General features: G+C 46.3%; 19 protein-coding genes and 1 tRNA gene. 14 read left to right on the forward strand and 6 right to left on the reverse strand.

All coding sequences use genetic code 11. The annotated features are described in order from the left end of the window. From JT26_RS06830 to JT26_RS06845, 4 genes are all read left to right on the forward strand, one after another. A complete protein-coding gene (locus JT26_RS06830) occupies positions 1 to 1,062 on the forward strand; it encodes a hypothetical protein (protein WP_036848039.1) in 1,062 nt (353 codons plus the stop codon). An 8-nt stretch (positions 1,063 to 1,070) separates the two neighbouring features. Then, a complete protein-coding gene (locus JT26_RS06835; RefSeq protein ID WP_036848043.1) occupies positions 1,071 to 2,633 on the forward strand; it encodes a YifB family Mg chelatase-like AAA ATPase in 1,563 nt (520 codons plus the stop codon). A gap of 196 nt (positions 2,634 to 2,829) precedes the next feature. Next, on the forward strand, positions 2,830 to 3,903 hold the full coding sequence (locus JT26_RS06840; protein WP_036848046.1) for a tyrosine-protein phosphatase: 1,074 nt from the start codon (positions 2,830 to 2,832) through the stop codon (positions 3,901 to 3,903). 38 nt (positions 3,904 to 3,941) lie between these two features. After that, positions 3,942 to 5,930 carry a S41 family peptidase gene (locus JT26_RS06845; protein WP_036848049.1) on the forward strand — a complete coding sequence of 663 codons (1,989 nt, stop codon included), beginning with the start codon at positions 3,942 to 3,944 and terminating at the stop codon, positions 5,928 to 5,930. Positions 5,931 to 6,252: 322 nt separating this feature from the next. Here the strand turns inward: JT26_RS06845 and JT26_RS06850 are convergent, their stop codons facing one another. The 5 genes from JT26_RS06850 to JT26_RS06870 form a co-directional block, all read right to left on the reverse strand. Further along, on the reverse strand, positions 6,253 to 8,127 hold the full coding sequence (locus JT26_RS06850) for a helix-hairpin-helix domain-containing protein (RefSeq protein ID WP_036848051.1): 1,875 nt from the start codon (positions 8,125 to 8,127) through the stop codon (positions 6,253 to 6,255). Positions 8,128 to 8,140: 13 nt separating this feature from the next. Beyond that, complete coding sequence (gene polA / locus JT26_RS06855) at positions 8,141 to 10,930, reverse strand: DNA polymerase I (RefSeq protein ID WP_036848054.1); 2,790 nt, start codon at positions 10,928 to 10,930, stop codon at positions 8,141 to 8,143. 67 nt (positions 10,931 to 10,997) lie between these two features. Continuing rightward, on the reverse strand, positions 10,998 to 12,416 hold the full coding sequence (locus tag JT26_RS06860) for a metallophosphoesterase (protein ID WP_052110414.1): 1,419 nt from the start codon (positions 12,414 to 12,416) through the stop codon (positions 10,998 to 11,000). A gap of 14 nt (positions 12,417 to 12,430) precedes the next feature. Then, positions 12,431 to 13,444, reverse strand: a complete 1,014-nt coding sequence (locus JT26_RS06865) for a glycosyltransferase 87 family protein (protein ID WP_036848060.1) — start codon at positions 13,442 to 13,444, stop codon at positions 12,431 to 12,433. 5 nt (positions 13,445 to 13,449) lie between these two features. After that, on the reverse strand, positions 13,450 to 14,436 hold the full coding sequence (locus JT26_RS06870) for a hypothetical protein (RefSeq protein ID WP_036848063.1): 987 nt from the start codon (positions 14,434 to 14,436) through the stop codon (positions 13,450 to 13,452). A gap of 175 nt (positions 14,437 to 14,611) precedes the next feature. On the opposite strand from JT26_RS06870, the gene JT26_RS06875 reads away from it, so the two are divergent. From JT26_RS06875 to JT26_RS06920, 10 genes are all read left to right on the forward strand, one after another. After that, complete coding sequence (locus JT26_RS06875; RefSeq protein ID WP_052079486.1) at positions 14,612 to 14,902, forward strand: hypothetical protein; 291 nt, start codon at positions 14,612 to 14,614, stop codon at positions 14,900 to 14,902. A gap of 269 nt (positions 14,903 to 15,171) precedes the next feature. Continuing rightward, on the forward strand, positions 15,172 to 16,023 hold the full coding sequence (locus JT26_RS06880) for a bifunctional methionine sulfoxide reductase B/A protein (RefSeq protein WP_036848066.1): 852 nt from the start codon (positions 15,172 to 15,174) through the stop codon (positions 16,021 to 16,023). A gap of 855 nt (positions 16,024 to 16,878) precedes the next feature. Beyond that, complete coding sequence (locus tag JT26_RS06885; protein ID WP_036848069.1) at positions 16,879 to 18,423, forward strand: glycine--tRNA ligase; 1,545 nt, start codon at positions 16,879 to 16,881, stop codon at positions 18,421 to 18,423. 14 nt (positions 18,424 to 18,437) lie between these two features. Further along, positions 18,438 to 19,010 (forward strand): FKBP-type peptidyl-prolyl cis-trans isomerase, encoded by a 573-nt coding sequence (locus JT26_RS10225; RefSeq protein ID WP_052110415.1) that lies wholly within the window; start codon positions 18,438 to 18,440, stop codon positions 19,008 to 19,010. A gap of 6 nt (positions 19,011 to 19,016) precedes the next feature. Further along, positions 19,017 to 19,781 carry a 5'/3'-nucleotidase SurE gene (gene surE, locus JT26_RS06895; RefSeq protein ID WP_036791257.1) on the forward strand — a complete coding sequence of 255 codons (765 nt, stop codon included), beginning with the start codon at positions 19,017 to 19,019 and terminating at the stop codon, positions 19,779 to 19,781. A gap of 20 nt (positions 19,782 to 19,801) precedes the next feature. Next, positions 19,802 to 20,953: a lipid-A-disaccharide synthase gene (lpxB, locus tag JT26_RS06900; RefSeq protein WP_036848072.1), complete on the forward strand. Its 1,152-nt coding sequence runs from the start codon at positions 19,802 to 19,804 to the stop codon at positions 20,951 to 20,953. Between the two features lie 105 nt (positions 20,954 to 21,058). Beyond that, positions 21,059 to 21,140 (forward strand) — tRNA-Leu (locus JT26_RS06905). Positions 21,141 to 21,349: 209 nt separating this feature from the next. Then, on the forward strand, positions 21,350 to 22,333 hold the full coding sequence (locus JT26_RS06910; protein WP_036848075.1) for a dihydroorotate dehydrogenase-like protein: 984 nt from the start codon (positions 21,350 to 21,352) through the stop codon (positions 22,331 to 22,333). Between the two features lie 27 nt (positions 22,334 to 22,360). Then, on the forward strand, positions 22,361 to 23,497 hold the full coding sequence (locus JT26_RS06915) for a hypothetical protein (protein ID WP_036848077.1): 1,137 nt from the start codon (positions 22,361 to 22,363) through the stop codon (positions 23,495 to 23,497). Then, positions 23,494 to 24,456 carry an alpha/beta hydrolase gene (locus tag JT26_RS06920; RefSeq protein WP_036848079.1) on the forward strand — a complete coding sequence of 321 codons (963 nt, stop codon included), beginning with the start codon at positions 23,494 to 23,496 and terminating at the stop codon, positions 24,454 to 24,456. Before JT26_RS06915 ends, JT26_RS06920 begins: the two co-directional genes overlap by 4 nt. Positions 24,457 to 24,566: 110 nt before the next feature. On the opposite strand, the gene JT26_RS06925 is transcribed toward JT26_RS06920, so the two are convergent. Further along, positions 24,567 to 25,298 (reverse strand): hypothetical protein, encoded by a 732-nt coding sequence (locus JT26_RS06925; protein WP_036848082.1) that lies wholly within the window; start codon positions 25,296 to 25,298, stop codon positions 24,567 to 24,569. Positions 25,299 to 25,374: the final 76 nt, after the last annotated feature.

Below are 25,374 nucleotides of genomic sequence, written 5' to 3' on the forward strand. Positions count from 1 at the left end.
ATGAATAGATCTGTCTATAAATCCATCCTACTGCTTCTCTCTCTTATCGCCGTAAGTGCTTGCTCCGGACATTCTAAAGAGAGACATTCCGGAGTGGAAGTAAAAGTGATACGCACGACTCCGGAAAAGGATTCCCTTTGGGCATATACCTTCTCCTCCACCAACACGGCTCTTCGCAGCCATGAATACGGGACATCCTTTATCTTGTCCGATACACTCGGAGTAGATACCGTGCTCATTCATGTCCTTTATACTTCAGAGGGGGAGCTGATCATGCCGATCTTGCCGGAGAACAGCAAGGATAAAATTCAGATAAACTTCGACAAACAGTCCGTTAGAACAGGGAAAAGAAGTCCGAACAAAGACTTTGCCACCTACGCCCAAGCCTTGTCATTTCCGCTTGCGACTGTGGACAGCGTCATGATGAAAAAGTTCGTCTCCCTTGTACAAGAGAATCCCAACAGCATCGCAGCCTTTGCTTACAACGATCTTCTCAAAGATCTTTCGGGCAGAGTCCTCATTGCAGACACACTTTTGGGCAGTCCGTCCGAATCCGGATACCTCTATATTGCCGACAGACTATTTCCTCTTCGTACAGACATGTCCTACCGAAAAGATCTGAGCTTCACTTTTTTTGCGGACAACATGCTATATACTTTTACCAAAGATCCCGGTAAAGAGAAGAAAAAAAAGATTTCCGATCGCTGGGGTAAACATCCCTATTTTGTGGTTACAGCAATGCAAAACTGGAGTACAGACAGCATCGGCAGGGCAAATGAAAAGAGTTGGATCTCTCTTGCAGACAGTCTTCAGGCTCCTGTAATTGCTCTCTTCACCAACTCTGATACCATACCCAAAGACCTGCTAAAGAAAAGACGACACAAGCTTGCCTATATCCCCATAGCGGATAGCATAGCCTTGGCAACACGTATAGCCGAGCAGCTCCACATTTACGAGGAGCCTTATTATATGCTATTCGATTCCACTTATGTGGCACGCTATCAAGAGAAGGAGGCAAAGATATTTGAACAGAAATTAAGAGAGATAATCCTCAAAAAGTAACCACATCAATGGATCTACCTAAATCTAAGCTTGTAAAAACCTTTGCTGCTACCGTTTGCGGAATACATGCCACAACAATAAGCGTGGAAGTAGAAGCCGAACGAGGGAGTTCCTTTACGCTTGTCGGACTACCCGACACTGCCGTAAAAGAAAGCTATCGACGAGTGGTTTGTGCCATAAAACAGAGTGGGTTCGATTACAAAATAGGATTGCGTTATCTGGTCAATCTCTCTCCTGCGGATATCAGAAAAGAAGGTACACTGTTCGACTTACCGATAGCCATTGCCATACTTGCCTGCACGGGTCAGATACCTGAAGATGCTCCAGGAAAGTTTATGATCATGGGCGAACTATCTCTCGATGGTTCTCTCCAACCCGTAAAAGGTATTTTACCTATGGCTCTTCATGCTCATGGAGAAGGTTTTTCCGGCATCATTGTACCCAAGCAGAATGCCCTCGAAGCCGCCGTAGTTTCCGGTCTTAATGTATATGGAGCAGAAACGCTCTCTGATGTGGTGAATCTTCTGCGCAATAAAGAGGAAGGATTATCTCCTGTTTCTCTCTGTATAGAGGATCAGTTTGCCAACGTCTACACTCATATCGGTTCGGACTTTGCCGATGTCAAAGGGCAGGAAAATGTCAAGCGAGCAATGGAAGTAGCTGCGGCAGGAGGGCACAACATTATCCTCATAGGTCCTCCGGGTAGTGGAAAATCCATGATAGCCAAACGTCTGCCCGGTATTTTACCGCCTTTCACTCTCAATGAAGCATTGGAGACAACCTCCATACACTCTGTGGCAGGCACTCTACCGCACGGCATCTCTCTGCTGAAGCATCGTCCTTTTAGAGCGCCACACCATACACTATCCTCCACTGCCATGGTCGGAGGAGGAGCTAATCCTCTTCCGGGCGAGATAAGTTTGGCGCATAACGGAGTACTCTTTCTGGATGAACTTCCGGAATACTCTCGTAGCGTGTTGGAAGTGCTCCGCCAACCTTTGGAAGATCGTGAGGTTTCCATTTCTCGCACAAAAGCATCTGCCCGCTACCCGTCATCATTCATGCTTGTCGCAAGTATGAATCCCTGCCCTTGCGGTTACTATAATCATCCCGATGTCCGTTGCCAATGCCCTCCGGGAGCGGTGTCCAAGTACCTGAACAAAGTATCCGGTCCTCTGCTGGACAGAATAGACATACAGATAGAAATAGCTCCTGTCCCATTTGAAGCCCTTTCCAAACGAGAAAATGGAGAGAGCAGTGAAGACGTCAGAGCACGTGTTCTAAAAGCACGAAAGATACAACAGGATAGATTTGAAGGCTGTTCAGGTATATATACCAATGCACAGATGACACCCGAACTGCTTCAAAAATATGCAAGTCTGGACGAACAGTGCACTGCCATACTGAAACGCGCCATGGATAGATTCTCTCTTTCGGCAAGGGCCTACGATCGCATACTCAAAGTAGCAAGGACAATAGCCGATCTGGATGGCTCCGAGTCGATCACGACCAAGCATATCGGAGAAGCTGTAAACTATCGCAATTTGGACCGTTCCAATTGGGGGAATTAGAGCTATGAACCCATAATAAACTATATAACCCACTAAATTTATGCTAAATCGCTTCTATAATCAATTTTACTCGGTTATATTTGTATCAAATGGTTTTCACAATCCAACCAACAGCCGGCTGCTGAAGGGCTGTCGTGCTTAAAGTGTTCCACGACACCGAAGCATTATCATATAATAGTGCAAGACATTAGAACCTATGAAAGTATCTCATATTTTTCTTATCGCTCTGTTTTTATCCTCTCTCTTTATAGCGGGAGGATGTGCCAAGTCTGCCTATAATGTTGCAACCAATTGCGACAAAAATCAAGTGGGTAACTACGTCATCAAATGGGAAGTTACACCGGCAATGCCCGGCAAAGTCAATATATATGTATCGGACAGACCGGAGTTTTTCCCGAATAGTCCTGCGATGGTGATGCCTATCGGAGAGAACACCGCAACGTTTGTAACGACGGACAACTTCAGCCAAAAATACTTCCTGTTGGAATTTGAAGGAAAGATCAGCACGGTTGCAGCAATGAGACACCTACCCATGGGTGCCACCCCGAACTTTAGAGACGCAGGAGGATACATTTCCGAAGAGGGGTTCAATATGAGATGGGGAAGGCTTTTCCGCTCCGGCAGAGTGCGCTCGCTATCTTCCACAGACTCTCTCTCTCTAAAGAAGCTGGGCATCAGAAGCATTCTCTCTTTGGACGAAGAGGGGTCATCTTACAGCAAACGCCCAAGACTTTTACCGACGGGAATACAGACACTAAGCCTCAAAGCAGATAAACCGGTGGACTATTCGGAGTTTCTCTCCGAAGTGTATAAGGGTAACGCAACAACGGAAGAGATTAGAAACTTCAAGATGAATGCGTCCAGAAATTTTGCTTTTGAGAGTCGCAAACAGTTTACCAAAGCGTTTCAGTTTCTTCTTAATGAGTCCAATTACCCGATTCTGATAACGGACAATCTCGGAAAAGATCGTGTTGCATTCTTCTTTCTCATCGTACACTCCGCAATAGGTATTCCCGCAAATGCTGTGATAGAAGACTGTCTGCTAAGCAACCAAATGCTGGACATTCGGACCCTCGTTCCCAACATCAACACACTGGATCCGCAGATACAAGAAAATCTGATGTACTACTATGTTACAACGGATGAGAATATAGTGGCAATCTATCAAGAGATCATCAGCCGATACAGCTCCATAGACGAATACTTGAAAGAGATGTACGGACTGTCGTTTGAAGACAGAATGAAGCTGAGAAAGCTTCTTCTCGAATAAGCGATCCTCTCTTAGAACAACCAATAATCAAAAATAAAATGAGAACAACCCGACTTCTCGGAGGAAAGCTTTGTGCTCTACTCTGCCTCTTTTTACTTGGCGCAGCCACCCTTAACGCACAGACATCACTCCTTTGGCCTATCAAAAATAAAGCCGCAGGGAGTGATATTCTTTTTAAGCCACAGGATAAAATAGGTGAAGAGCTCAATACCGAGCATATCTTCATCTCCACAACCGAAAGCACGGAGGTATTGGCTCCGGCGGATGGTATAGTTATCTCTGCCGGGTTATCTTACAATATATCTCTCTCTTACGTTTTATTTTTCACCTATGATGGCGATTTCGACAATGCCATAGAGAAGAATAAGAAAGCTATCGAGGAAAAGTATGGATCCTCCCGGTATCTGACCGGAACGGTAACCATAAAACTTGCCAACGGAGATAAGATTAACCTTTCAGGCATAAAGCTCAAAAAACTATTTCGCACGGGAGAGAAGATCCGTCGTGGAGAGGTATTGGGAACAGCCCACTACTCCTACAAAAAGATCCCGGCAAGCTCCGTCGGTTTATCTATATCTTCCTCAAAAGGCACACCAAGCGATCCGATGGCTCCTTTCGGGCTCAAGTCTACCTTCAGAGCTCCCACAATCGTGAAGCCTAAGGCTGTTCTGACCAAGGCAGAAGCAGAGGCAGACTACCGCAGACTTACCGATGCCATAAAGGAGATATACCCCTCTCTGACGGACTTAATGAGTATCGAAGAGTACGATACCTTTGTCTCATCCGAGATTGCCCGCCTGCCCGAAAAGATCAGCCGCAAAGAGTTTGGCAGGAGGATCGCTGCTTTCAACCGGAAGATACACGACTCTCATCTGTTCATAAACACTCACACCCATACGAAAGTAGATCTCCCCATGCTTCCTGAAATATTCTATGGAAAGCTCGAAGGGAAAGTGATGGCAATAATGGCTACGGCAAAATATCGTTCATATATAGGCAAAGAGATTGTCAAAATCAATGGTCAGGATATCGACAGCTTAGAACTTTATATCTCTCCGAGCCATCTCGTTTACGATGGACAGGTCGCTTCATATCTCGATAGAGTTTTGGCTCTAAACTATCCGGTTCTCCACCCTCAAGCCAACAAGAACAGCAAAAAGCCCGGTACCACTCTCACTTTTGCAGATGGGAAAGAGGTTACCGTTCCAATGTTCAAGCAGGGTAACAGGATCCCTTACGGCAAAGAGGCGGCAGGCTTCTTTAATATCTTGGGAGCCAACAGATACAAAACACAGTTCAAGTTGGAAGAGCTGAATGATACTACTGCCTACATAGGTCTTTCCACATTCGAGCTGAACGAAGTAGAGACAGACGAAATCGTTGCCTTTATCCGTAAAATGAGAGACAAAGAGAAGCCCTGCATCATCTTCGACCTTCGCAACAATCCCGGAGGATCAATAGAGGTGTTATATGCCATTGCAAGAGAAGTGATGGAGGACGACACTCCGCCAAGAAAGTCTTACAGTATGGTCAATGCGCACTTGTTCAAGACTCCTACCATGAACCTCATCCCGTCCGACAGCCTTTTCACCGACTACCGTCCAATTCCCGGAAAAAAAGGTTTATACCTTATGCCGAAAGATGATCCGAGTCCGTCGGACTCCACAAGAAATATCTACAAGGGTCGTCTCTATGTTCTGACCGATGCAAAATCGGCTTCCGCTTCCACCGAGTTTGCAGGTAGAGTAAAATATAACAGGAGAGGCACCGTTATCGGACGAGAAACGGCTACCACCTATCACTGCTTCACGGCTGTGAAGTTTGCCAACATTGAGCTGGATCATAGTAAATTCACCTGCACGATACCGATGGTACGTTGTGTCTTTGACGAGACCGTGGATGATCGTTTCCCTAAAGGACGAGGAGTGATTCCGGATATAGAGATCCCTATTTCTCTTGCCGAAATGCACAGCCAAGACGACTATCTTCTTCGCCGGACATTGGAGCAGATCCGAAAAGATCTGTGATCTCTTTACAATAATAGCAGCGGGTACGGCAGAGGGTCGCTCTGTCGTACCCGCTTTTTCTGTTTACCGGCTCTCTGCTCCGCATCTCTCCGCAGCAAGAAGCCTTATGATTCTTTCTCCGAAGCGGTTCACAAACTATTGTAAACAGATTAAGAAGTTTGTATGAACCTTTTCACAGCTTCAAATCAAGGCTTGGTTTTTGGTTTTCAAGGCTTGGTTTGCAGCCATCAAATCGTGATTTGCACACACCAAGCCTCGACTTCTGCTTTTATATCTGTTTAACGCAAGATATAAAGCCGTATAGAAGATGTTTTCTATCTGTTCAGAGAAAAAGTTTAAGTGTTACTTCCGCAACAGGATCGGATTTCTGCTCCGTGGGATTGCGGAAGATATGGTTATACGATGTTTTCAGGGAAACGGAGAAGCTGTTTTTCCGGCGGTAACCTGCAATCAAAGCACCGCTCAAACCCTTGCCATAAAGCATCGGAGTATGGTAGTGAAGAGGAGAGTTGCTCTCCACGCTTCTCACTGCCTGTAACCATGTGGGGGTATCATAATACTGGAGCGAGGCACGATAGTACCACTCCTCTCCGATGTTCCCCATCAGTTTGGCGGCAATACTCCATCCATACTTCTTGTTTCCGGTATAAGAGCCGAAAAAGTAGGAAGAAAGATGATGCCCTTTTCCTATCTCCCGGTTCTCTCTGAATCTGAAAGAGAGCTTGCTCCCCGTATCTCTTTTGGCAAACTTCAAAGAAAGCATCGTCTCCGTTTCAGCAACGGCTTTCTCCATTCGCAGGATCACTTCCGAGCCTGCTTGCGATGGTCTCCGCTCCTCGTGCCTGATAGAGCGGTAAAAGTCTGTACTCAGACGTCCTCTCCACCCGCGGAAAAGCTCTCCGTTCCAAGCGATACGCATGCCCTGTTCGTTCTTTTGGGAAGAAAAGTGTCCGTATGTGGAGGTGTGCAGCATCGCAAATCGCTCCCCCAAGTGACGGGCAACAAGAGAGAACATACCCCAATAGTCGTTTCTGTAAGTAAGTACCGCAACAGCCGCTTCACTGCCGTAAGCTCCCCGATGAGGCAGTACAACCTCCGCAAGAGCAGAGGCATTTGCCCCTCTCCATGCCATATCTATGGCGAAGCGAGTGGGGGATAACTCTTGCAGATAAGCAGCCGGAGGGTAGAGACGTCTATTGTCGGAAAGCCCTGTAAATCTGTTGTTGAGAGCCTGAAAACCGGCATGGAAAAGTGGCGAAGGAGCAAACTTGAAATAACCACCCAAGGTGAGCAAATGCACTTGATCGGAAGAGAGACGCTGCTTACCATCTTTGTAGATGGTTCTGATGCGATCTTCTCCTGACCATAACGATACCTGCAAAGGTGTGTAGCCGATATAAGGCGTAAAAGAGAAAGGTGCGGAGGTGAGAGTGAGAGCCAATCCTCGCAGATAGTTCCACTCTTGGAATGAGTTGTGTGGCGATATTTCGGATTGGCGAGGCAGGGCAAGACGATACCCTGTCTCCTGTTTGGCATAAAAAGAGATACCCATGCCGTTCATCACACCAAGTGCGGTGTGCAGCCGGTAATCGCCTAAAATGAAGCGGCGAACGGGAGAAGAGGATGTCGGATGAGCGTTATAAGAGAGAAATATATTGTGATGCGTCCAGAGCCCTTGCTTGAAAGGAAGCCATTTTTCTCCGGCATCTCGTTCGGCATTCCAGCTCATCATCCACGCCTTTCCTCTATGGAGCGAAAGACGTTGCCGATGAGCATATCGGGGAATGGAGAGAGACTCAAAAAGTCCTACCCGAATACTCTGTTCCACTGGAGCAGTAAGCGTTTCAGTGGAAAAGAACGGCTCTAAAAGAGAGATATATTCGACCCTTGCTCCGGGGACATTTTTGAGATCGTAAATAGAGACAAAAGCACCATGCCGACTGCGATACTGCAAAAAGTTGCGTATAAAAAAGTCGTCAAAAAAAGGGATTCGGGCAAGCTCCTCGGAGGTAGCCGTGTTGAGATTAAGAGGAGTAGAGCGGAGCGTTTCAAGGTGTTGCACAAAGAGTTCGATCTCCTCATCCGTGTAGCTATACTCTCTGAGTCTTTCCAAAAGAAGCTCTCCCGCAACGGAAGATTGCCCATAGGTGGTGGCAAAGTATCCTAAGAGCAGCAGGAGAAACAGTATCGGTCTCACCCCGAAAAACCGTTTAGTGCGCTTCGAGCCAGTTTTCGCCCACACCTATATCCACCGTCAAAGGGATGGTTATCTCCGGATAGACCTGCTCCATCTCCTCTCGGACAATCTGCTTCACCCTGTCCAGCTCGTCCTTGAAAACCGAAAAGTTCAGTTCGTCATGCACTTGAAGCATCATGGTGCTACGTATCCGCTCTCTCCGGAAACGCTCTGCAATCCGCACCATTGCAAGCTTAATGATGTCCGCTGCCGAGCCTTGTATGGGAGCGTTTATGGCATTACGCTCGGCAAAACCTCTCACAACGGAGTTGCCGGAATGGATATCCTTGAGGTATCTCCGTCTTCCCATGATGGTCTCGACATAGCCTTTCTCTGCGGCATTCTCTATGGACTTGTCCATGTATGCCTTTACCTGTGGGAAAGATGCGAAGTAACCGTCTATAATCTCTTTGGCTTCTTTGGGAGGGATACCGAGACGCTCGCTGAGACCAAAAGGAGTAATGCCGTATATGATACCGAAGTTTGCCGTTTTTGCCTTGCGTCTCATGTCGCTTGTAACCTCTTCCGTTGTGGTGTGAAACACTTTGGCTGCGGTAGCCGTATGGATATCCATACCATTCTTGAAAGCCTCTATCATGGCAGGATCCTGACTCAGATGCGCCATGAGACGCAACTCGATCTGCGAATAGTCCGCAGAAAGGAATACAGAATCCGTATAGTTGGCAATGAATGCCCGGCGAATCTCTTTGCCGTCATCGTCTCTGACGGGAATGTTTTGCAGGTTGGGGTTGGTGCTGGAAAGCCTTCCCGTTGCCGTAACGGTCTGATTAAAGCTGGTGTGTATGCGCCCTGTCTTCGGGTTTATAAGCTCCGGCAACGCATCCACATAAGTGGAAAGAAGTTTTCTTATACCGCGATATTGCAAGATTTGTTCTATAATCGGATGCTTGCTCTTTAGCTTCTGCAAGGTCTCTTCACGCGTTTCATAGGCTCCGGTCTTCGTTTTTTTCGGTTTTTCCACCAGGCGAAGATGTTCAAAAAGAATAGTTCCAACCTCTTTGGGAGAGTTGATATTGAACGGAAGACCTGCCAGTTCGTGAATGCTTTTCTCTATATCGTACAGACGCTCTTCGAGACCTTTCTTTGCCTTGGACAGGGTCTCGGTAGAGATGATAACCCCTTCCGCTTCCATATCGACCAGCACCATCGTGAGAGGCATCTCCAGATCGTAAAAGAGTTTTTTCAGTGCGGCATCTGCTTCTATCTTCTTTCGCAAGACATGATAAAGTCTTAACGTTACATCCGCATCTTCTGCAGCGTATTGCACCACCTTATCTACTTCTACATCCCTCATGGATAGCTGCTTTTTTCCTCGCTCTCCAATGAGTTCGGTTATAGGTTGGGGCTTATAGTTGAGATAGACGGATGAAAGATAATCCATACCATGACTCAACTCCGGATCTATAAGATAGTGAGCGACCATGGTATCAAACTGTCTGCCGTGAGAGGTAATGCCGTAACGACGAAGGATTCCGAGATCAAACTTTATGTTCTGCCCTATCTTAAGGATTTCAGGATCTTCAAACAGCGGACGGAATACCGCCAACTCTTTTTCTGCTTCCTCCTGATCTTCAGGCAGGGGCAGATAGTAGCCTTCTCCCTCTTTGTAAGCAAAAGATGCGCCTACAATCCCTGCGGATTGCGAGTCCAGTCCGTCCGTTTCGGTATCAAACGCAAAAAGTCCTGCCTTTCGGATCTCCTCCACAAGGGCTTTGCACTCCTCTTCGGAAGTGAGTCGGAGATACTTTCCTTTCATTCCGGGAGCAGCCGGAGCTTCCGAAGGAGCCGGCTCTTCGGCTCTGTCGAAAAGGCTGCGCATCATCGGCGTTCCGGATGAAGAAATATCTCCTCCGGATTCGATAGGAGAGAGGGTATCCATAAAGCTTCTGAACTCCAGCTCCGAGAAGATTTCTCTTAAAGTCTCGACATCTTTCTCTTTTACCAGACACTCTTCCGCCACAACATCTATGGGTACATTTTTATCTATGGTAACCAATGTTTTGGAAAGAGTGACCATATCTTTCCCGGCCTCCAACTTCTTCTTCAATGCTCCCTTTATCTCATCGAGATGTTCGTATATCTGCTCTATGCCTTCGGGGTATTCGGCTAAAAGCTTTGCGGCAGACTTCTCTCCCACTCCGGCACAACCCGGAATGTTATCGCTGCTATCCCCCATAAGTGCCAGATAGTCTATCATTCGAGATGGTTCCGAAAAGCCATACTTCTCCTTGACATCGTTTGGAGAAAGTATCTCGAACCCTCCTCCCTGAACCGGTCTCATCAGATGAGAATAGTCCGTAACAAGCTGGGCATAGTCTTTATCGGGAGACACCAGAAAGACTCTATCCGGACGTGTTCCTTTCTCATGCTCCATGCGGTGTGCGATGGTACCGACAATGTCATCCGCTTCATAGCCCGGTTTTTCGTAGATCTTTACTCCGTAGGCTTGGACAATCTTTTTGATGTATGGGATGGCAAAGCGTATCGCTTCCGGCGATGCCTCACGGGTTGCTTTGTATTCCGGATAAATCTTGTGTCGGAACGTATCTTCCGAAGTGTCAAAAGCCACTGCTATGTAAGAAGCATCGGGGCGATTGAGAATTTCTCGAAAGCTAAGCAGGAAGCCGTAAATGGCTGACGTGTTCTGCTGCTTGCTGTTGATACGGGGTCTGGATATGAATGCGAAGTATGCCCTATATATAAGAGCATACGCATCCAAGAGATATAGATTTTGTTTTGACATATTCATCGGATAACGGAATACTAAAAATCAAGAGTAAAGAGAGAGATTTTTCATGAAGCCATTTATTCTATTTTTGCTGCTTCATCGCCTTTCTCTTCTCCACTTTTGCCACATATTTTGCTTTTTTCTTCTCTCCTTTCGGTGTGTCGGGGAATTGGAAGTTGAACTGTTCCGGAATATCTTGTCCGAGATCCGCCACCTTTCCTTCCTTGGATATGATCACCGAGTCGTACAACTCGTGTGAAGTGGTATACGAAGCATAGAAAAGCGAATCTTTGCCCACTCTGATGGTTTGATACAGAGGTATTCCGGAAGCTATCTTATCGTGTATCTCATCAAAGCCGTTACGATAAACTTTTTGAGAACAGACACTTATGACATAGACCGGAGTTGTAAGATCTCCTCCTTTCTTCTTGTTGATGATTCGAGAGTAAGCGTGGTCATGAGCTTGCAAAATGAGATCCGCTCCGTCGGTTTTATCTTCCAATATGGAGCGGAAACCATAACGCATGAACGGATTGAGACGTCCCTCTCTCACGCTGTATATGGCATGGTGAAACATCACAATGGCAAAACGATCTCCACGAGACACCAAAACCTCTTTGAGCCAACGGCGAGAAGAGAAAAACTGACTGTTCAACTCTATCCCCTGACTGTCTATACCTATAAATCTGAAGTTGGGATAGTCTATATAGTAGCTGCGTCCGATACTTCTATCCGGTCCGTTTTGAGGGAAATTGAACGCATAGGGCCAACGAGCATCTATCGCTTTGAAGATCCCTTTGTTGTATTCATGATTTCCGGGAACGGCGACCATCGGTTTATTGGAAGCAAAATCCGAGACAGAGTTGTACCAAATATCCCAATATTTTTGATGTCCGCGCTCTATGGCATCCCCACCAAAGCACCAGAGCGAAACAGTTGGTACTTTCTTGGAAATAGAGTCGAAAATCTCTTTTGCCCAGCCTTCATGTTTTTCCTGAATATCACCGATGTAGATGAGTGTATCCTCTAAAGCATCTATCGAGCGTATCTCAAAGCTATCTCTGAAAACATCTCCGCTGCCGGCTATCTCGTAGAGATACCTTCCTGCATCAAGGTCTTTCCATGCCACGCTATACATTGCGGTAGAGCCTCCACGGGTATCCACCACACGAGAGACCGGCTTTTCCGTCCGGAACGGAAGAGTATCAGAGGGGATACGATAGAGTAAAACCTCAAACTCTTTCGGGCTCCCCTCTCCATTTACAGCCGTTATCCAAGAGATGGTACGATCTTCCACACCATCTTCTCCCGGTGTCAGCGTAACACGTTGAATCTTTTCGGAGAGTGTGAAAGGCTCTTCGGGAGGAGAGACAAACCACGCACGCCAACGAGACTTAACCCAAATACCAAGTCCTAAAATAATGACAAGAAGAATGATGTAACGTACCTTTCTTGCACGAGGAGAGCGTTGTTTACTCCTTTTCACTCTGTTTCTTTTCATATTTATATCGTTTATCAAAGATGATCCACCAGTTTTTTCAATATGTTTCCCCCCTTTGTTTCATCTCGCCACAGGCTTTTATCGTAGCAGAGCTTCCATATTTCGATGGTACTCAATACGAAGATGATGCAGAGAGGTATCAGTAGCAATCTGTCGTACAAAAGCAGATACGGCAAAGCAAATCTCAGGATGTAGGAGAGCATGAACAGTATAAAGAGAAAGACCTTGATACCGCTCCTATGTGCGGAGAAAAGCGTCCAGACCATAACTCCGACAGCAGGCATAATGAGAGACGATACCGTATTTCCCGTATTGAAAAGCGACAAAAACATCAGGATGGAGCCGAGAAAAAGCTCCGGCATACGGGAATACGCCCTCATGTGGCGAGTCTTGAGAATCGGCAACAAGAGCATGTGCATTGCAGTGATAAAGAAAAAGCGATCCCGATAGCTCTCTCCAAAAAACGGTTGTACGAGTTCACGTTGCAGCCCCAACCACGAAAGGTTCAAGGTATCATCCTGAAGATTGATCTTGTTTTTCTGCTCCCAAAGGGCATACCATTCTGTATAGGTCTCTGTCATACCCTGAATACCTCCGCAGATGATCAGCTGGGAAATAAGGAAAAGAGCGCCCCACAGGAGCGTGTACAGCAGAAAACTCTTTTTCCGGGAAGAGAAAAAGAAATAGACCAGACCGGATAACCCGATCAGATTGACTCCACCACTCAACCAGATGAATAGAGGTGCAATGCCATCTTTCCCTCTTTTCACACCGGTGTAAACCAAAAGAAGAGAAGCCACCGTCAGGATATTGATATCGCTTCTCAAGTATGCCGCAGGCAGAAAGATAGCAGCAGTACCAAAGATAAGCAGCCTCCGTTTCGGTTCAAACGGAAGCATCACGATGGCTATCAGCAGTAAAACGGCAGAAAGCAAAGGCAACCACTCCCCAAACAGAGCATGGAGCTGATGGTAGAGAGGTGCATAATATGGTGTTTGATCAAAGCCCATTGCAGAGAAGAATAACATCAGTACTATAAAGAATTGAGATACCCGGCTCTTATAAGCTCCTCTCGCTGATCCTTCAACCAGTTATAGCTTATCGTGAGTTTCTCTAAATCTCGTCCTTCCGGTGCGTACTCGCGGTTTTGGTGTACCCCTTTAGTGTCTATGCAAGACGGCAATGCCATAAAAACATTCGGGAACAGAGGGTGTTCGCTAAGTCGTGAAGCAGGAATCGTGAAAGGTTTCTGCCCTTCCAACGTTGCCTTGAACATCTCCAACATAAGCAGGGCAGGACTTTCAAAAGCCATATATCCCCGATGACGGATAATGAATCGTCCTCCTCGAACAACAATATCTTCCACACTCTCAAAGTCTTCATACGAAAAACCCTTACCCTCTCCGACAAGCTGAGACAAAGGTATACCGTGCACACGGCTACCCTCGAAAGCCACCACCATTTTATCGTCATGGCTTCCCAGTGTATAGACTTCTCCGGTCTCTTCAAGCGGAATATGCAACGCTCTGCTCAGATGTTTCCGATAGCGAGTGGTATCCAATGCCGAGAGCGAACACACTTTTTCGGGAGCAAGACCGGTCTGCTGTTGCAGAACCAAACCCATGGCATCTGCCGGATTGGAGACACAGACCAACAGCTTTGCGCTTTGGATATACGGAGCAAAAGCAGTGGCAAGCCGGGCTGTAAGCTCTCCATTGTAGAGAAGAAGCTCTTCACGTGTTGTCTCTTTCCGAAAAGGAACACTCACCGTATATGCCACAAATGCAACCGGAGGCAGAGTTGTCAGCTGTTCCGGTTCTGTTATGATATCGACCTGAATGGGATAGACGCCACATTCGTAAAGCTCTTCCCGCATTCCCAACAGCTTTTTCTCATCCCGTCCGAAGAGAATCAGGTGAGAAGAAAAACGCATTGCCACCGACATAAAAGCCAGTGCACTTCCGATGTGTCCGGTAGCTCCGATGATTAGGAAAGGGGCAGAGGTAAGGAATCTGTTCATTTACTCTTTTGTCTTTTCTTATACACACAAAGATACGTTTTTTGTAGAAGCAGAAAAGCAGAAGAAAACTTGCACGTTGGGAAAATTATCACTAATTTGGCAACAAGTCAACAGAGACAATTATGAGTACATAATCGTCTTTAGTCATAAACTCTATAAAGAACCACTCTTAATTATGTCGAGAACTTTTACATTCAACGAACTGAGAAGACTAAAAGATATGTTGCCTGACGGCACTATTCAACGTATAGCGGATGAGTTGGGATTAAAACCTGAAACAGTCCGCAACTATTTTGGAGGAGCTAACTTCAGAGAAGGAAGAAGCACCGGTATACACATCGAGCCGGGTCCTGATGGAGGAATCGTTAAACTGGATGACACCACTATCTTGGACTATGCGCTCAAAATAATGAGAGAAGAGAGAGGAGACAACTTCGACTTCTTTCCCCGTGGCGTAGAGGAATAAATCTGTTTTTATAGCGATAGATAAGACCCTTGTCTCACGGTCAAGGTTCATATATGTTTGTATGAGAAAGATCGTGAGCGTAGGGTCTTTTTTGAACAATCCGGATTAGAATCAATCCTGCTAACCATTTTATTACCATGAGAACAAATTACTATTGTCAGAAATTAAATGTCGTGCCTCTGTTTTGGGGCTTTTTGCTACTAATCTTTATCGGCTTGTCCGGCTGTAAGAGCCCGTCTGCCGTAAAACCTAACACCAATACAGACAAAATGAACAAGTATAAGAAGCTGACTCCGGAAGAGGAGGCGGTGATCGTGGGAAAGGGAACGGAGGCTCCTTTCACCGGCAAACTGCTGGATGAGAAACGCTCCGGAACGTATGTCTGCAAGCGATGCGGTGCTGCGCTGTACCGCTCGGAAGACAAGTTTGATAGCGGTTGCGGTTGGCCGTCGTTCGATGATGAGATCGAAGGGGCAGTACGAAGAGTGCCCGATGCCGACGGATACAGAGTGGAGATCATCTGTGCCAACTGCCATGCCCATTTAGGTCATGTATTCGAGGGAGAGGGCTTCACGTCGAAAGATACCCGCCATTGCGTCAACTCTATATCCATGGAGTTCATCCCCGATTCGGCTAAAGAGCTTCGCCGTGCCTACTTTGCCTCCGGATGTTTTTGGGGAACAGAATACTTTTTCAGCAAGAAGGAGGGTGTGAAGCGGACGGCTGTCGGATTTATGGGAGGCACTTTGGAGCATCCCTCATACGAGGATGTCTGCACCGGCACTACCGGACACTTGGAGTGCGTAGAGGTAGAGTACGATCCTACAAAAGTGTCTTACGAGGAGCTTGTACGGCTGTTTTTCGAGACGCACGACTTTACGCAGCCCGACGGACAAGGTCCCGATATAGGTTCTCAATACCTTTCCGCCATATTCTGTTCGGACAAAGCAGAAGAGGAGACAGGCAAGAAGTATCTGGAGATCCTGAAAGAGAAAGGGTACAAACCGGCTACAACGCTCCGGAAAGCAAGCAAATTCTGGAAAGCAGAGGAGTATCACCAAGGCTATTACGATAGAAAAGGCACCACTCCATACTGTCACGGCTATAAGAAGATCTTTTAGTCCGCTACGAAGAAAAATAACGAAAAGAGAGGCAGAACCGCCACATGGTTCTGTCTCTCTTTTATTTTATCCTTCGCTCTTCCCCATACAATCCGCAGGGAAATATATAAGGCATTTCGGTGGGAGCTTTTATATAAAAACAGAGCCCCGATGAGGGTCGGGCAGAACCTCGTCCGGAAGATAAGGTTGAGTAGCCGAAAGGCACCAACCAACAATAACAATCTCACAAACAACAAGATACAAGAAATCGCGAATTTGCACTCAGCACTCCTCTCGATCGCTTTCAGGGCTCATTTTCGCGTTAATAGGTGTAAATTTTAACACCCTCGCCTGTAAACATTTCCTAATAAAGAAATCTGCCTTTTCAGGGGTATTTTAGGGCAAAAACGCGTAGTCTGCTGATTATTAACATTTTAATGATTTTGGCTAAACACGTTAATCGAATCCGGTAAACGTGTTTAATGAAATCGGTAAACGTGTTTACTGAAAAATTAAACACGTTAAGCCGAAAGAATATGCTGGTTTAGCATTTTGGCTTAACAGGTATCGGAATTTGTGTTAATAAAACAGCCCGAATTTAACAGTTCGATCGTGCTCTGAAAACGACCCCTCCGATCAAAATAGAGAGCCGAAAAAAGCGAGCATTTTTCGGTATGGAATATATAAAAACGAAGGGCTGAAAATTGCGTTCGATAAGATATTTTAGCAAGGAATTACACCTTAAAATGAAACAGAGGAGATTGAAAAAGAAAATGTATCCCCTTGTTACAAGAAATGGTTATCTTTGTAGGTTGAGATTCGTATGCGATCTCACAAAGATTTCGAGAACAACTAAAAACAAGATAAACAGTAGCCATGGCAAAACAAGAAGAGGTATTCAAGAAACTCATATCGCACTGCAAAGAGTACGCATTCGTCTTCCCCTCGTCCGAGATATATGACGGACTGGGCGCGGTGTACGACTACGCTCAAAACGGGGTCGAGCTAAAGAACAACATCAAGAGATATTGGTGGGAAAGCATGACCCTGCTTCACGACAACGTCGTAGGGATAGACTCTGCCATCTTTATGCACCCGGAGATCTGGAAAGCCTCCGGTCACGTGGATGCGTTCAACGATCCTCTCATAGACAATAAAGACTCGAAGAAGAGATACAGAGCGGATGTGCTTATCGAAGATCACCTTGCCAAGATAGACGATAAGATTGCAAAAGAGGTCGAAAAAGCGGCAAAACGCTTCGGCGACAGCTTTGACGAGGAGATGTACAAGCAGACCAATCCTCGTGTGATGGGATACATAGAGCAGCGCAATGCGATACACGAACGCTTCTCTACCTATCTGAACGACTCCGACTACGAGGCTCTTCGTAACCTTATACTGGAGCTGGACATCGTCTGTCCGATATCCGGGACCAAAAACTGGACGGAAATACGCCAGTTCAACCTCATGTTTGCCACCGAAATGGGCTCTACGGCAGACAGCTCATTCAAGGTTTATCTGCGCCCGGAAACGGCTCAGGGTATCTTCGTGAACTATCTGAGCGTGCAAAAGACCGGACGGATGAAGATTCCTTTCGGGATAGCACAGATCGGTAAGGCGTTCCGCAACGAGATCGTGGCACGTCAGTTCATCTTCCGCATGAGGGAATTCGAGCAGATGGAAATGCAGTTCTTCGTTCGTCCCGGCACGGAATTGGAGTGGTACGAAAAGTGGAAAGATATCCGAATGAAGTGGCATCAGGCTTTAGGATTCGGTGCGGAAAATTATCGCTTCCACGATCACGAAAAGCTGGCACACTATGCCAACGCCGCTTCGGACATCGAGTTTAAGATGCCGTTCGGGTTCAAGGAAGTGGAGGGTATCCATTCCCGTACCGACTTCGACCTCTCTCGCCACGAGGAGTTCAGCAAGAAGAAGTTGCGCTACTTCGATCCGGAGCTGAACGACAGCTATATCCCCTACGTCGTTGAGACCTCCATCGGTGTGGATAGAATGTTTTTGAGCATCCTTGCAGCCTCTTATGCGGAAGAGGAGTGCGGAGAGGGAGACACAAGAGTGGTGCTTCGCCTGCCGGCTGCACTGGCTCCGGTGAAGCTCGCAGTGCTTCCTTTGGTACGCAAGGACGGCTTGCCCGAAAAGGCGCAAGAGGTGATGGAGATGCTCAAGTACGACTTTGCCTGCCGATACGATGAGAAAGACTCCATCGGCAAACGCTACCGTCGTCAGGATGCAATAGGTACTCCGTTCTGCATCACACTCGATCATCAGAGCCTGGAAGACAATACCGTAACCATTCGTTACAGAGACGATATGACGCAGGAACGTGTTGCAATAGACCGACTTCACGGCATCATCGCGGAAAAAGTAAGCATGAAGAGCCTGCTCAAAAAACTTAAATAATAAACCTAACGCTTATGACAAAGAAGATATACAGCCTGTTGCTGGTTGCTCTGATCTCTTTCCTCTCCGTGGGTTGTGAGACTTCCACCACTCAAGAGATACAGACAGAGAACCAAAAGAAGAGCGAAGCGTATGTGGAGAAGATCTCTAAAGATCCTTCTTATCATGCCATCCCTTTCCCGTTTGCAGTGTATCCCGTTTACTACAAGCAGCGCATGGCGCCGAAGATAAAGGATAAGAAGCCGAAACAAAACAGCAAAGTGAGCATCCGATACGTGGGCAAGCTGGTGGATGGTACCATATTCGACAATGCCAGCTACGTCGAGGATGTGATGAATACGGATCCGAACTACGTACCGAAGCAAAAACCGATAGCAATGGAAATCATGGCTGTCCGCCCCAATATGCAGGTACAAGGTAGCGTCATCATGGGTATGCAGGTGGCTTTACAGTATATGTCTATCGGAGAGAAGGGTACGGTCGTGATCCCTTGGCAGCTCTCTTATGGGGACAGAGCCGTTTCGGAAATTCCTGCCCGCTCTGCCCTTATCTTCGATTTGGAGTTGGTAGATATTCTTCGAGAGTAAACCGATATGCAAAAGCGTCCTTGTATTCTTATCTCCAACGATGACGGCGTCTTCGCCAAGGGGTTAATGGAGTTGATCATCGCCCTGAAAGATCTTGGAGACATTGTGGTTGTGGCTCCCGATGGACCTCGCAGCGGTTATTCGAGCGCAATAACCTCCTCCGTTCCTATCCATTACTCCTGCGTCCGAAGAGATCCCGGCATCACGATATACAGTTGTAGCGGAACTCCTGCAGACTGTGTCAAACTGGCTCTGAACGTCATCCTGCCCGAAAGACCCAATATGGTGGTCGCCGGTATAAATCATGGGGGCAATCAGAGTATATGTGTAAACTATTCCGGTACACTTGGAGCTGCAATAGAGGGAACGATATTCGACATCCCCTCTTTTGCCGTATCTCTCATAGAGGGAACGCAGGACTCCGACTATCTTCAAAGCTGTCGCTACGCTCGTGCAGTGGCTCGCCGTCTTCTCAAAGACGGGTTACCAAAAGGGACTTATCTCAATCTGAATGTCCCGAATGTACCCATAGTGAGAGGGATGAGGCTGTGCAGCCAGGCAGACGGGAAGTTTTATGACGAGTACGTCAAGCAGACCACTCCGATGGGCAAAGAGGTCTATTGGATGGCAGGAGCGTTGATGAGTCATGAGCCGCACAATCTCGGCTGCGATCTTTCCGTAGCTGAAAAAGGCTTTGCAACACTTGTTCCCTGCAAGATAGACGTTACAGACTACGAAGCGATGAGGGAACTCAAACACTGGGAGATCTAAAGAGCGCACAGAGATCCGGGATGAAGTATTTTATAATAGCCGGAGAAGCCAGCGGAGATGCACATGCGGCAGATCTGGTAAGAGCCATAAAAAAGAGAGATGGAAACGCTTCCTTTGCATTCGTGGGCGGAGAAGCTCTCTCGGAAGCTACGGGAGAAGCCCCAATAGTACACTACTCCGGCATGGCATTCATGGGTGTATGGGAGGTGCTGAAACACTTGGGTACGATAAGGAAGTATGCAAAAAAGGTTCAGCAGGCACTGCTGGAGTTTTCGCCTGATGTTGTGATACCGGTGGACTATCCGGGATTCAACTTTCGTTACATCCTCCCATTTGTAAAGGAACAACTCCCCTCAGCAAGGCTCTACTATTATATCTCTCCGAAGGTGTGGGCATGGAAGAAGAAACGTATTGCCAAGCTGCGCATCCAAACGGATAAGGTTCTTTGCATCCTGCCTTTTGAGGTAGATTTCTTTAAGAAACACGACCTGCACCAGGTGGTATATGTGGGAAATCCGACCCTCGCCGGCGTAAAGCGTTTTCTGCAAGAGAAAACGCACCTTAACGGGAAAAACATCCATCCCGAAGAGCGTGATACGATAAACAGGAAGCCTGTCTGCGCAATCTTGTGCGGTAGCAGGACAGCAGAGATACGTGCCAACCTGCCGGTAATGATACGTGCGGCAGAAGAGGTGGAGGGCGGATGCCATATTATTATAGCCGGAGCACCCGGACAAAAAGAGGATCTGTACGCTTCTATTCCCGAAGCAAAAGGGTATCCTGTTCTGTTCGGACACACTTTCGATATTCTCTCCCGCTCTCATGTCGCCATGGTTACCTCCGGCACGGCAACACTTGAAACCTGTCTGCTTGGCACGCCTCAAGTGGTCTGTTATGCGCATGGAGCAGGCTATCTTGCCAACTTCGTATTCAAAAGATTCTTCTCGGTTCCTTTTATTTCACTCGTAAATCTTATAGCGGATCGCCCTGTAGTACAAGAGCTTTTCGGAGGCAAGTTCACGGTAAAAAGGGTCAAAGAGGAGATCGAAAAGATATTGAAGAACAAGAACTATATGCACGCCATGCTGACCGGATACGAAAACGTGTCCGAAAAATTAGGCGAGAGCGATGCCTCCGAAAGAGCTGCAGAAGAGATTTGCAAAAGAGACTGAGTGAAGAATAAATTGAAAAAATATTGCTCAAACGCTTGCGAGATTAAAATATCCTCTCTATCTTTGCACTCACGAAAGAAGAACATCTAAGTGCGATTCTAAAATGCGGCTGTGGTGTAATTGGTAGCCACGCTAGACTTAGGATCTAGTGTCGAGAGACGTGGGGGTTCGAGTCCCTTCAGCCGCACGAAAGATGAAAAATGAAAGCCTGTAAGAGCAATGCTTTTACAGGCTTTTCTGTTTGATAGTTCGCCTATCTTCGTTATCTTTGTTTTCTGTAACGACCTATCTTAAAGTAAAAAGAGAGGTTGTGTGTAGTCCAAAAGGACAGAAGAGTCGGAAAGACTGCACTAACATATAGAACTTGAAATCTAAATAATCACACTAATAAAGCGTATGGATAAGTTATCTACGACCTTTGCAGGACTTCAATTATCTTCCCCCATTATAGTCTCCAGCTCCGGACTTACCTCTAAAAGTCATAATCTGCTTCGCTACGAACAAGCAGGAGCAGGTGCTCTGGTACTAAAGTCTCTCTTTGAAGAGCAGATAGATAGCGATATAGAACACTTGTATGGAGGAGCAGACTCTCCGGAAGCCATGGATTATCTTATGACTTATGTCAGAGATAACGCCCTGGAAAACCATCTGACTCTACTTCGAGAAGCCAAGCAGGTGCTTTCCATTCCGGTCATCGCGAGTATCAACTGCTTCAAAAAAGACTCATGGATATCTTTTGCCAAAGAGATCGAAGCTGCCGGAGCAGATGCCATAGAGCTAAACTACATGAGCATAGATACCTCTTTCTCTTCTCCTTACGGTGCTATGGAGACAGAGTGTATAGAGATGGTAGATGCACTATGCAAGCAGACCAAGCTCCCTGTAATCGTGAAACTGCCGAAGTACTTCTCCAACATTGTTCGTCTTGTACACGACCTTAAAAAGGTTGGAGCCGCCGGCGTTGTCCTCTTCAATCGCAGCTATGCCATGGATATAGAGGTCGAAAGCATGAGAGTAAAGTCAGGAAACATCTTCACTCGTCCTGAAGATATAGAAGATCCTCTGCGTTACACGGCATTGGTACACGGCGCCATACCGGACATGGATGTAGCTCTCTCTTCCGGAGCACACGATACTCAAGGTGTTTTGAAAGGTCTTCTTGCAGGAGCTTCTGCGGTACAGATGTGTAGCAGTATCTACAGAGATGGAGAGGGATTGATCACTCATGTACTGGGTGAACTGATACGATGGATGGATAGACACAAATACTATAACATCAAAGAGTTTATGGGACATCTTTCCGCTAAGGATGATGAGTTGTCTGCAATGTATCTTCGTACACAGTTCATGAAGTACTACTCCAACCATAAACCGAACTAATCAGGTTCGGACACCTCATTGATCTTTATGATAGATCCTTTTGAGAATATCATAGGGCAGGAGAAGAGTGTCGCCTATTTGAAGCAAAACATTGCTTCCGGCACTCTTCCTCATGCCCTTCTTTTTTATGACAGGGATGGAGGAGAAGGACTTCCCCTCGCTCTTGCCACCGCAAAGGTTTTGCTCGCACGTGGACGAAGCGAAGAAGAAAAAAGCACAATATACAAGAGAGTAGATACTCTTTCTCATCCTGACCTGTTACCGCTCTATCCTATTGTAAAGAAGGATAAACTTGAAACGTCCGAAGACTATCTCCCTCTCTTTCGAGAGCAACTCTCAAAGGAGCCACGCCTTACCTATAAAGAGTGGGGCGATGCCCTTTCGCTTCAAAATACCCAACTCTCCATATCCGTTAAAGAGGCGGAGTATATCGAAGAGAAACTATCCTATCGTCCTTATGAAGCAGACTATCGGGTAGTCCTCTGTTGGCTTCCTGAGAAGATGAATATTTCGTGCGCCAACAAACTCCTAAAATTACTGGAAGAACCTCCAAAAGGAGTACAGTTTCTTTTTGTTGCAACAGCTCCCGAACTGCTCTTACCTACTATTATCAGCAGAGTGCAACGCATTCCGGTGCATCCCATAATGCCCGAAACAATGTCTCAATGGCTTGTGAAAAATTATGGTATTGCGGAAGAGATCGGAAAGCGTATAGCTCACCTATCTTCCGGCAGTATTGTCTTGGCTAAAATGCTCTTGGAAAGTGGAGAAAAGACAACGGAAGAAGCTCTTAGAGCTTACAAGATACTTACCCTATCCATGCGAGGAAATGCCAAAGAGATGAAGCAGGAAAGTGAAGAACTGCATACGGAAAGTAGAGAATATCTCACGGCTCTCTGCAAAGAGTTGGCAGATGCCGTGCGAGAGGCATTTATATGCGGTTTAACTTCTGCCGAGCAAGATCAGGAGGCTCTTCTATATTCCAGAAAAGATAATATTAGGATAGTACGCCAGCTCTCCTCCGTGATTTCGGAAAGGAATGTGGAACAGATTTCCGATGCCATAGATACGGCACGAAAAGAGCTGATGCAGAATGTCAGCGCAAAGATGGTTTTCTTTGATTTGATGCTACAACTGTTCAAATCTTTCTCTGCAAGAGCATGAAACAGACAGCTTCTTACCAAAAAGATATTCTGGGAGAAAAGTTTGAACAGCTCCAAACAACTCAACCGGAAGACTATGAGGGAAAAGTCGTCTGCACGTTAGTCCGAAGAAAGACAAACGCCTCCTCTCAAAAAGCTGTGTTGTACATCCATGGCTTCAACGACTATTTCTTCCAAACCGAGATGGCAGAGCGATTTTGCTCTAAGGGATACCACTTTTATGCGATAGACCTCCGAAAATATGGTCGCTCCTGGATGCCTCACCAGCTATTCAACAATGTCCGCGATCTTAAAGAGTATGATGAGGATATACAGTGGGCATTGGAGCAGATCCGAAGCGAGGGCAATAAAAAAGTGCTATTGTGCGGGCACTCCACCGGAGGGCTACTTGTAACCTATTATGCTCTTCGCTATCCGGATAGCGATCTGTTTCATGCTCTATTCTGCAACAGCCCGTTTTATGGCTTTCAGATAAGTGCTTTGGCTCAAAAAGTACTACCGGTGGTCTGTAAAATCGGCAACCGATATCCGGAGCTACCATTACCCGTTGTTCCTTTTACCGACTTTTATGGAAAAGCTCTGCACATATCGGAGCATGGAGAGTGGAAATATGATCTCAGACTTAAGCCTCACGTTCCGAGTGATACCAAGCTGGCTTTTGTATCGGCAGTGGAACAGGCACATCGCTATCTGGATGAACATACGGAGATAAAAGTCCCTATGCTGGTAATGTGTTCGGATAAATCTTTCACTCCGGTACAATGGGATAGTCGAATAATGACCTCCGATATTATCCTGAACGTAGAACACATTCGGGCTTATACCAAGCGACTAAGCGGAGACATCACTTTCTCCCCCATTGCTAATGCCATACATGACTTGGTATTGTCTCCAAAAGAGGTCAGAGAGGAGATATACCAAAAGCTCTTCAAATGGTGCGAGCGTGTAATGCCAATATGAAAACCTGGAGCCTTCAAACTCTCTTTACAAGATAGAAAAGGTGTCTCTTCAAACTCTTTCGAGTTCTAAGGGACACCTTTTTCTATATCAACAATCAGTACAGCTACCTGTTATTGCACTTCAAAGAAATAAGTAATGTTGGAATAAAGTCCTTTTGCTCCATCCTTTGCAGCAGACTCTTCCGGGGTATAAGTCTTACGTATCACCTCGTTGAGCAGATATCGTCCTTTCCACAAAGGCAACATCTCAAGCATGCCTTCATTAAGTCTATAATAGTTTTTCCTCCAACCATTGTCTGCCAAGATATTCAGAGCAATTCTTTTGGGTACTTCATTGTTCTTGAAAACAGGGAACTTGAAGACTTGAGAGCCATTCTGTTCAGAACGTGTAGGAGGAAGAAGAGAAAGTCCATTCTCGAAAGGACTCTTTTCCATAGGGGATGCTTTAGGATTTCCCACCTTTATCCAGAAAACAGAGAGGTAGTGCAGCTCCGATCCTTGCCACTTTGTAGGAGAGAAACAGTCGTAGTGTACTCTGTACCAACCCTCTTCAGTAGGAGTAAAAGATGCGGAATAGCAGATTTCTTCCGCCTCTGCCTTCAGATCTATAACAGCTCCGGAAGGAGTGGTAACTTTAAACTCTCCGCTCCACAGTCCCTTCAACCAATCCTTTGTCGGGGTTTTATCACTCATGGAAAACTCTCCGAAGAAAAGCTCCACCTTGTGCGCTTCTCCGACAACACCTGTCGTTTTGGACTCCAACCACATGGTGTGTGCACTCGCTACCGGAGCAATCATAAATAGAAGAAGGGGAAGAAAAATCCTGCTTAAATGTTTGTTCATAATGTTGTCTGTTGTTTGTTCTTATGTTTTTGGTAATATTTCCGTTTTATTTGTGCAAATATCATCAATAGTAAAG

This window comes from Porphyromonas sp. COT-108 OH1349 (genome assembly GCF_000768755.1).
Lineage (GTDB): Bacteria > Bacteroidota > Bacteroidia > Bacteroidales > Porphyromonadaceae > Porphyromonas_A > Porphyromonas_A canoris.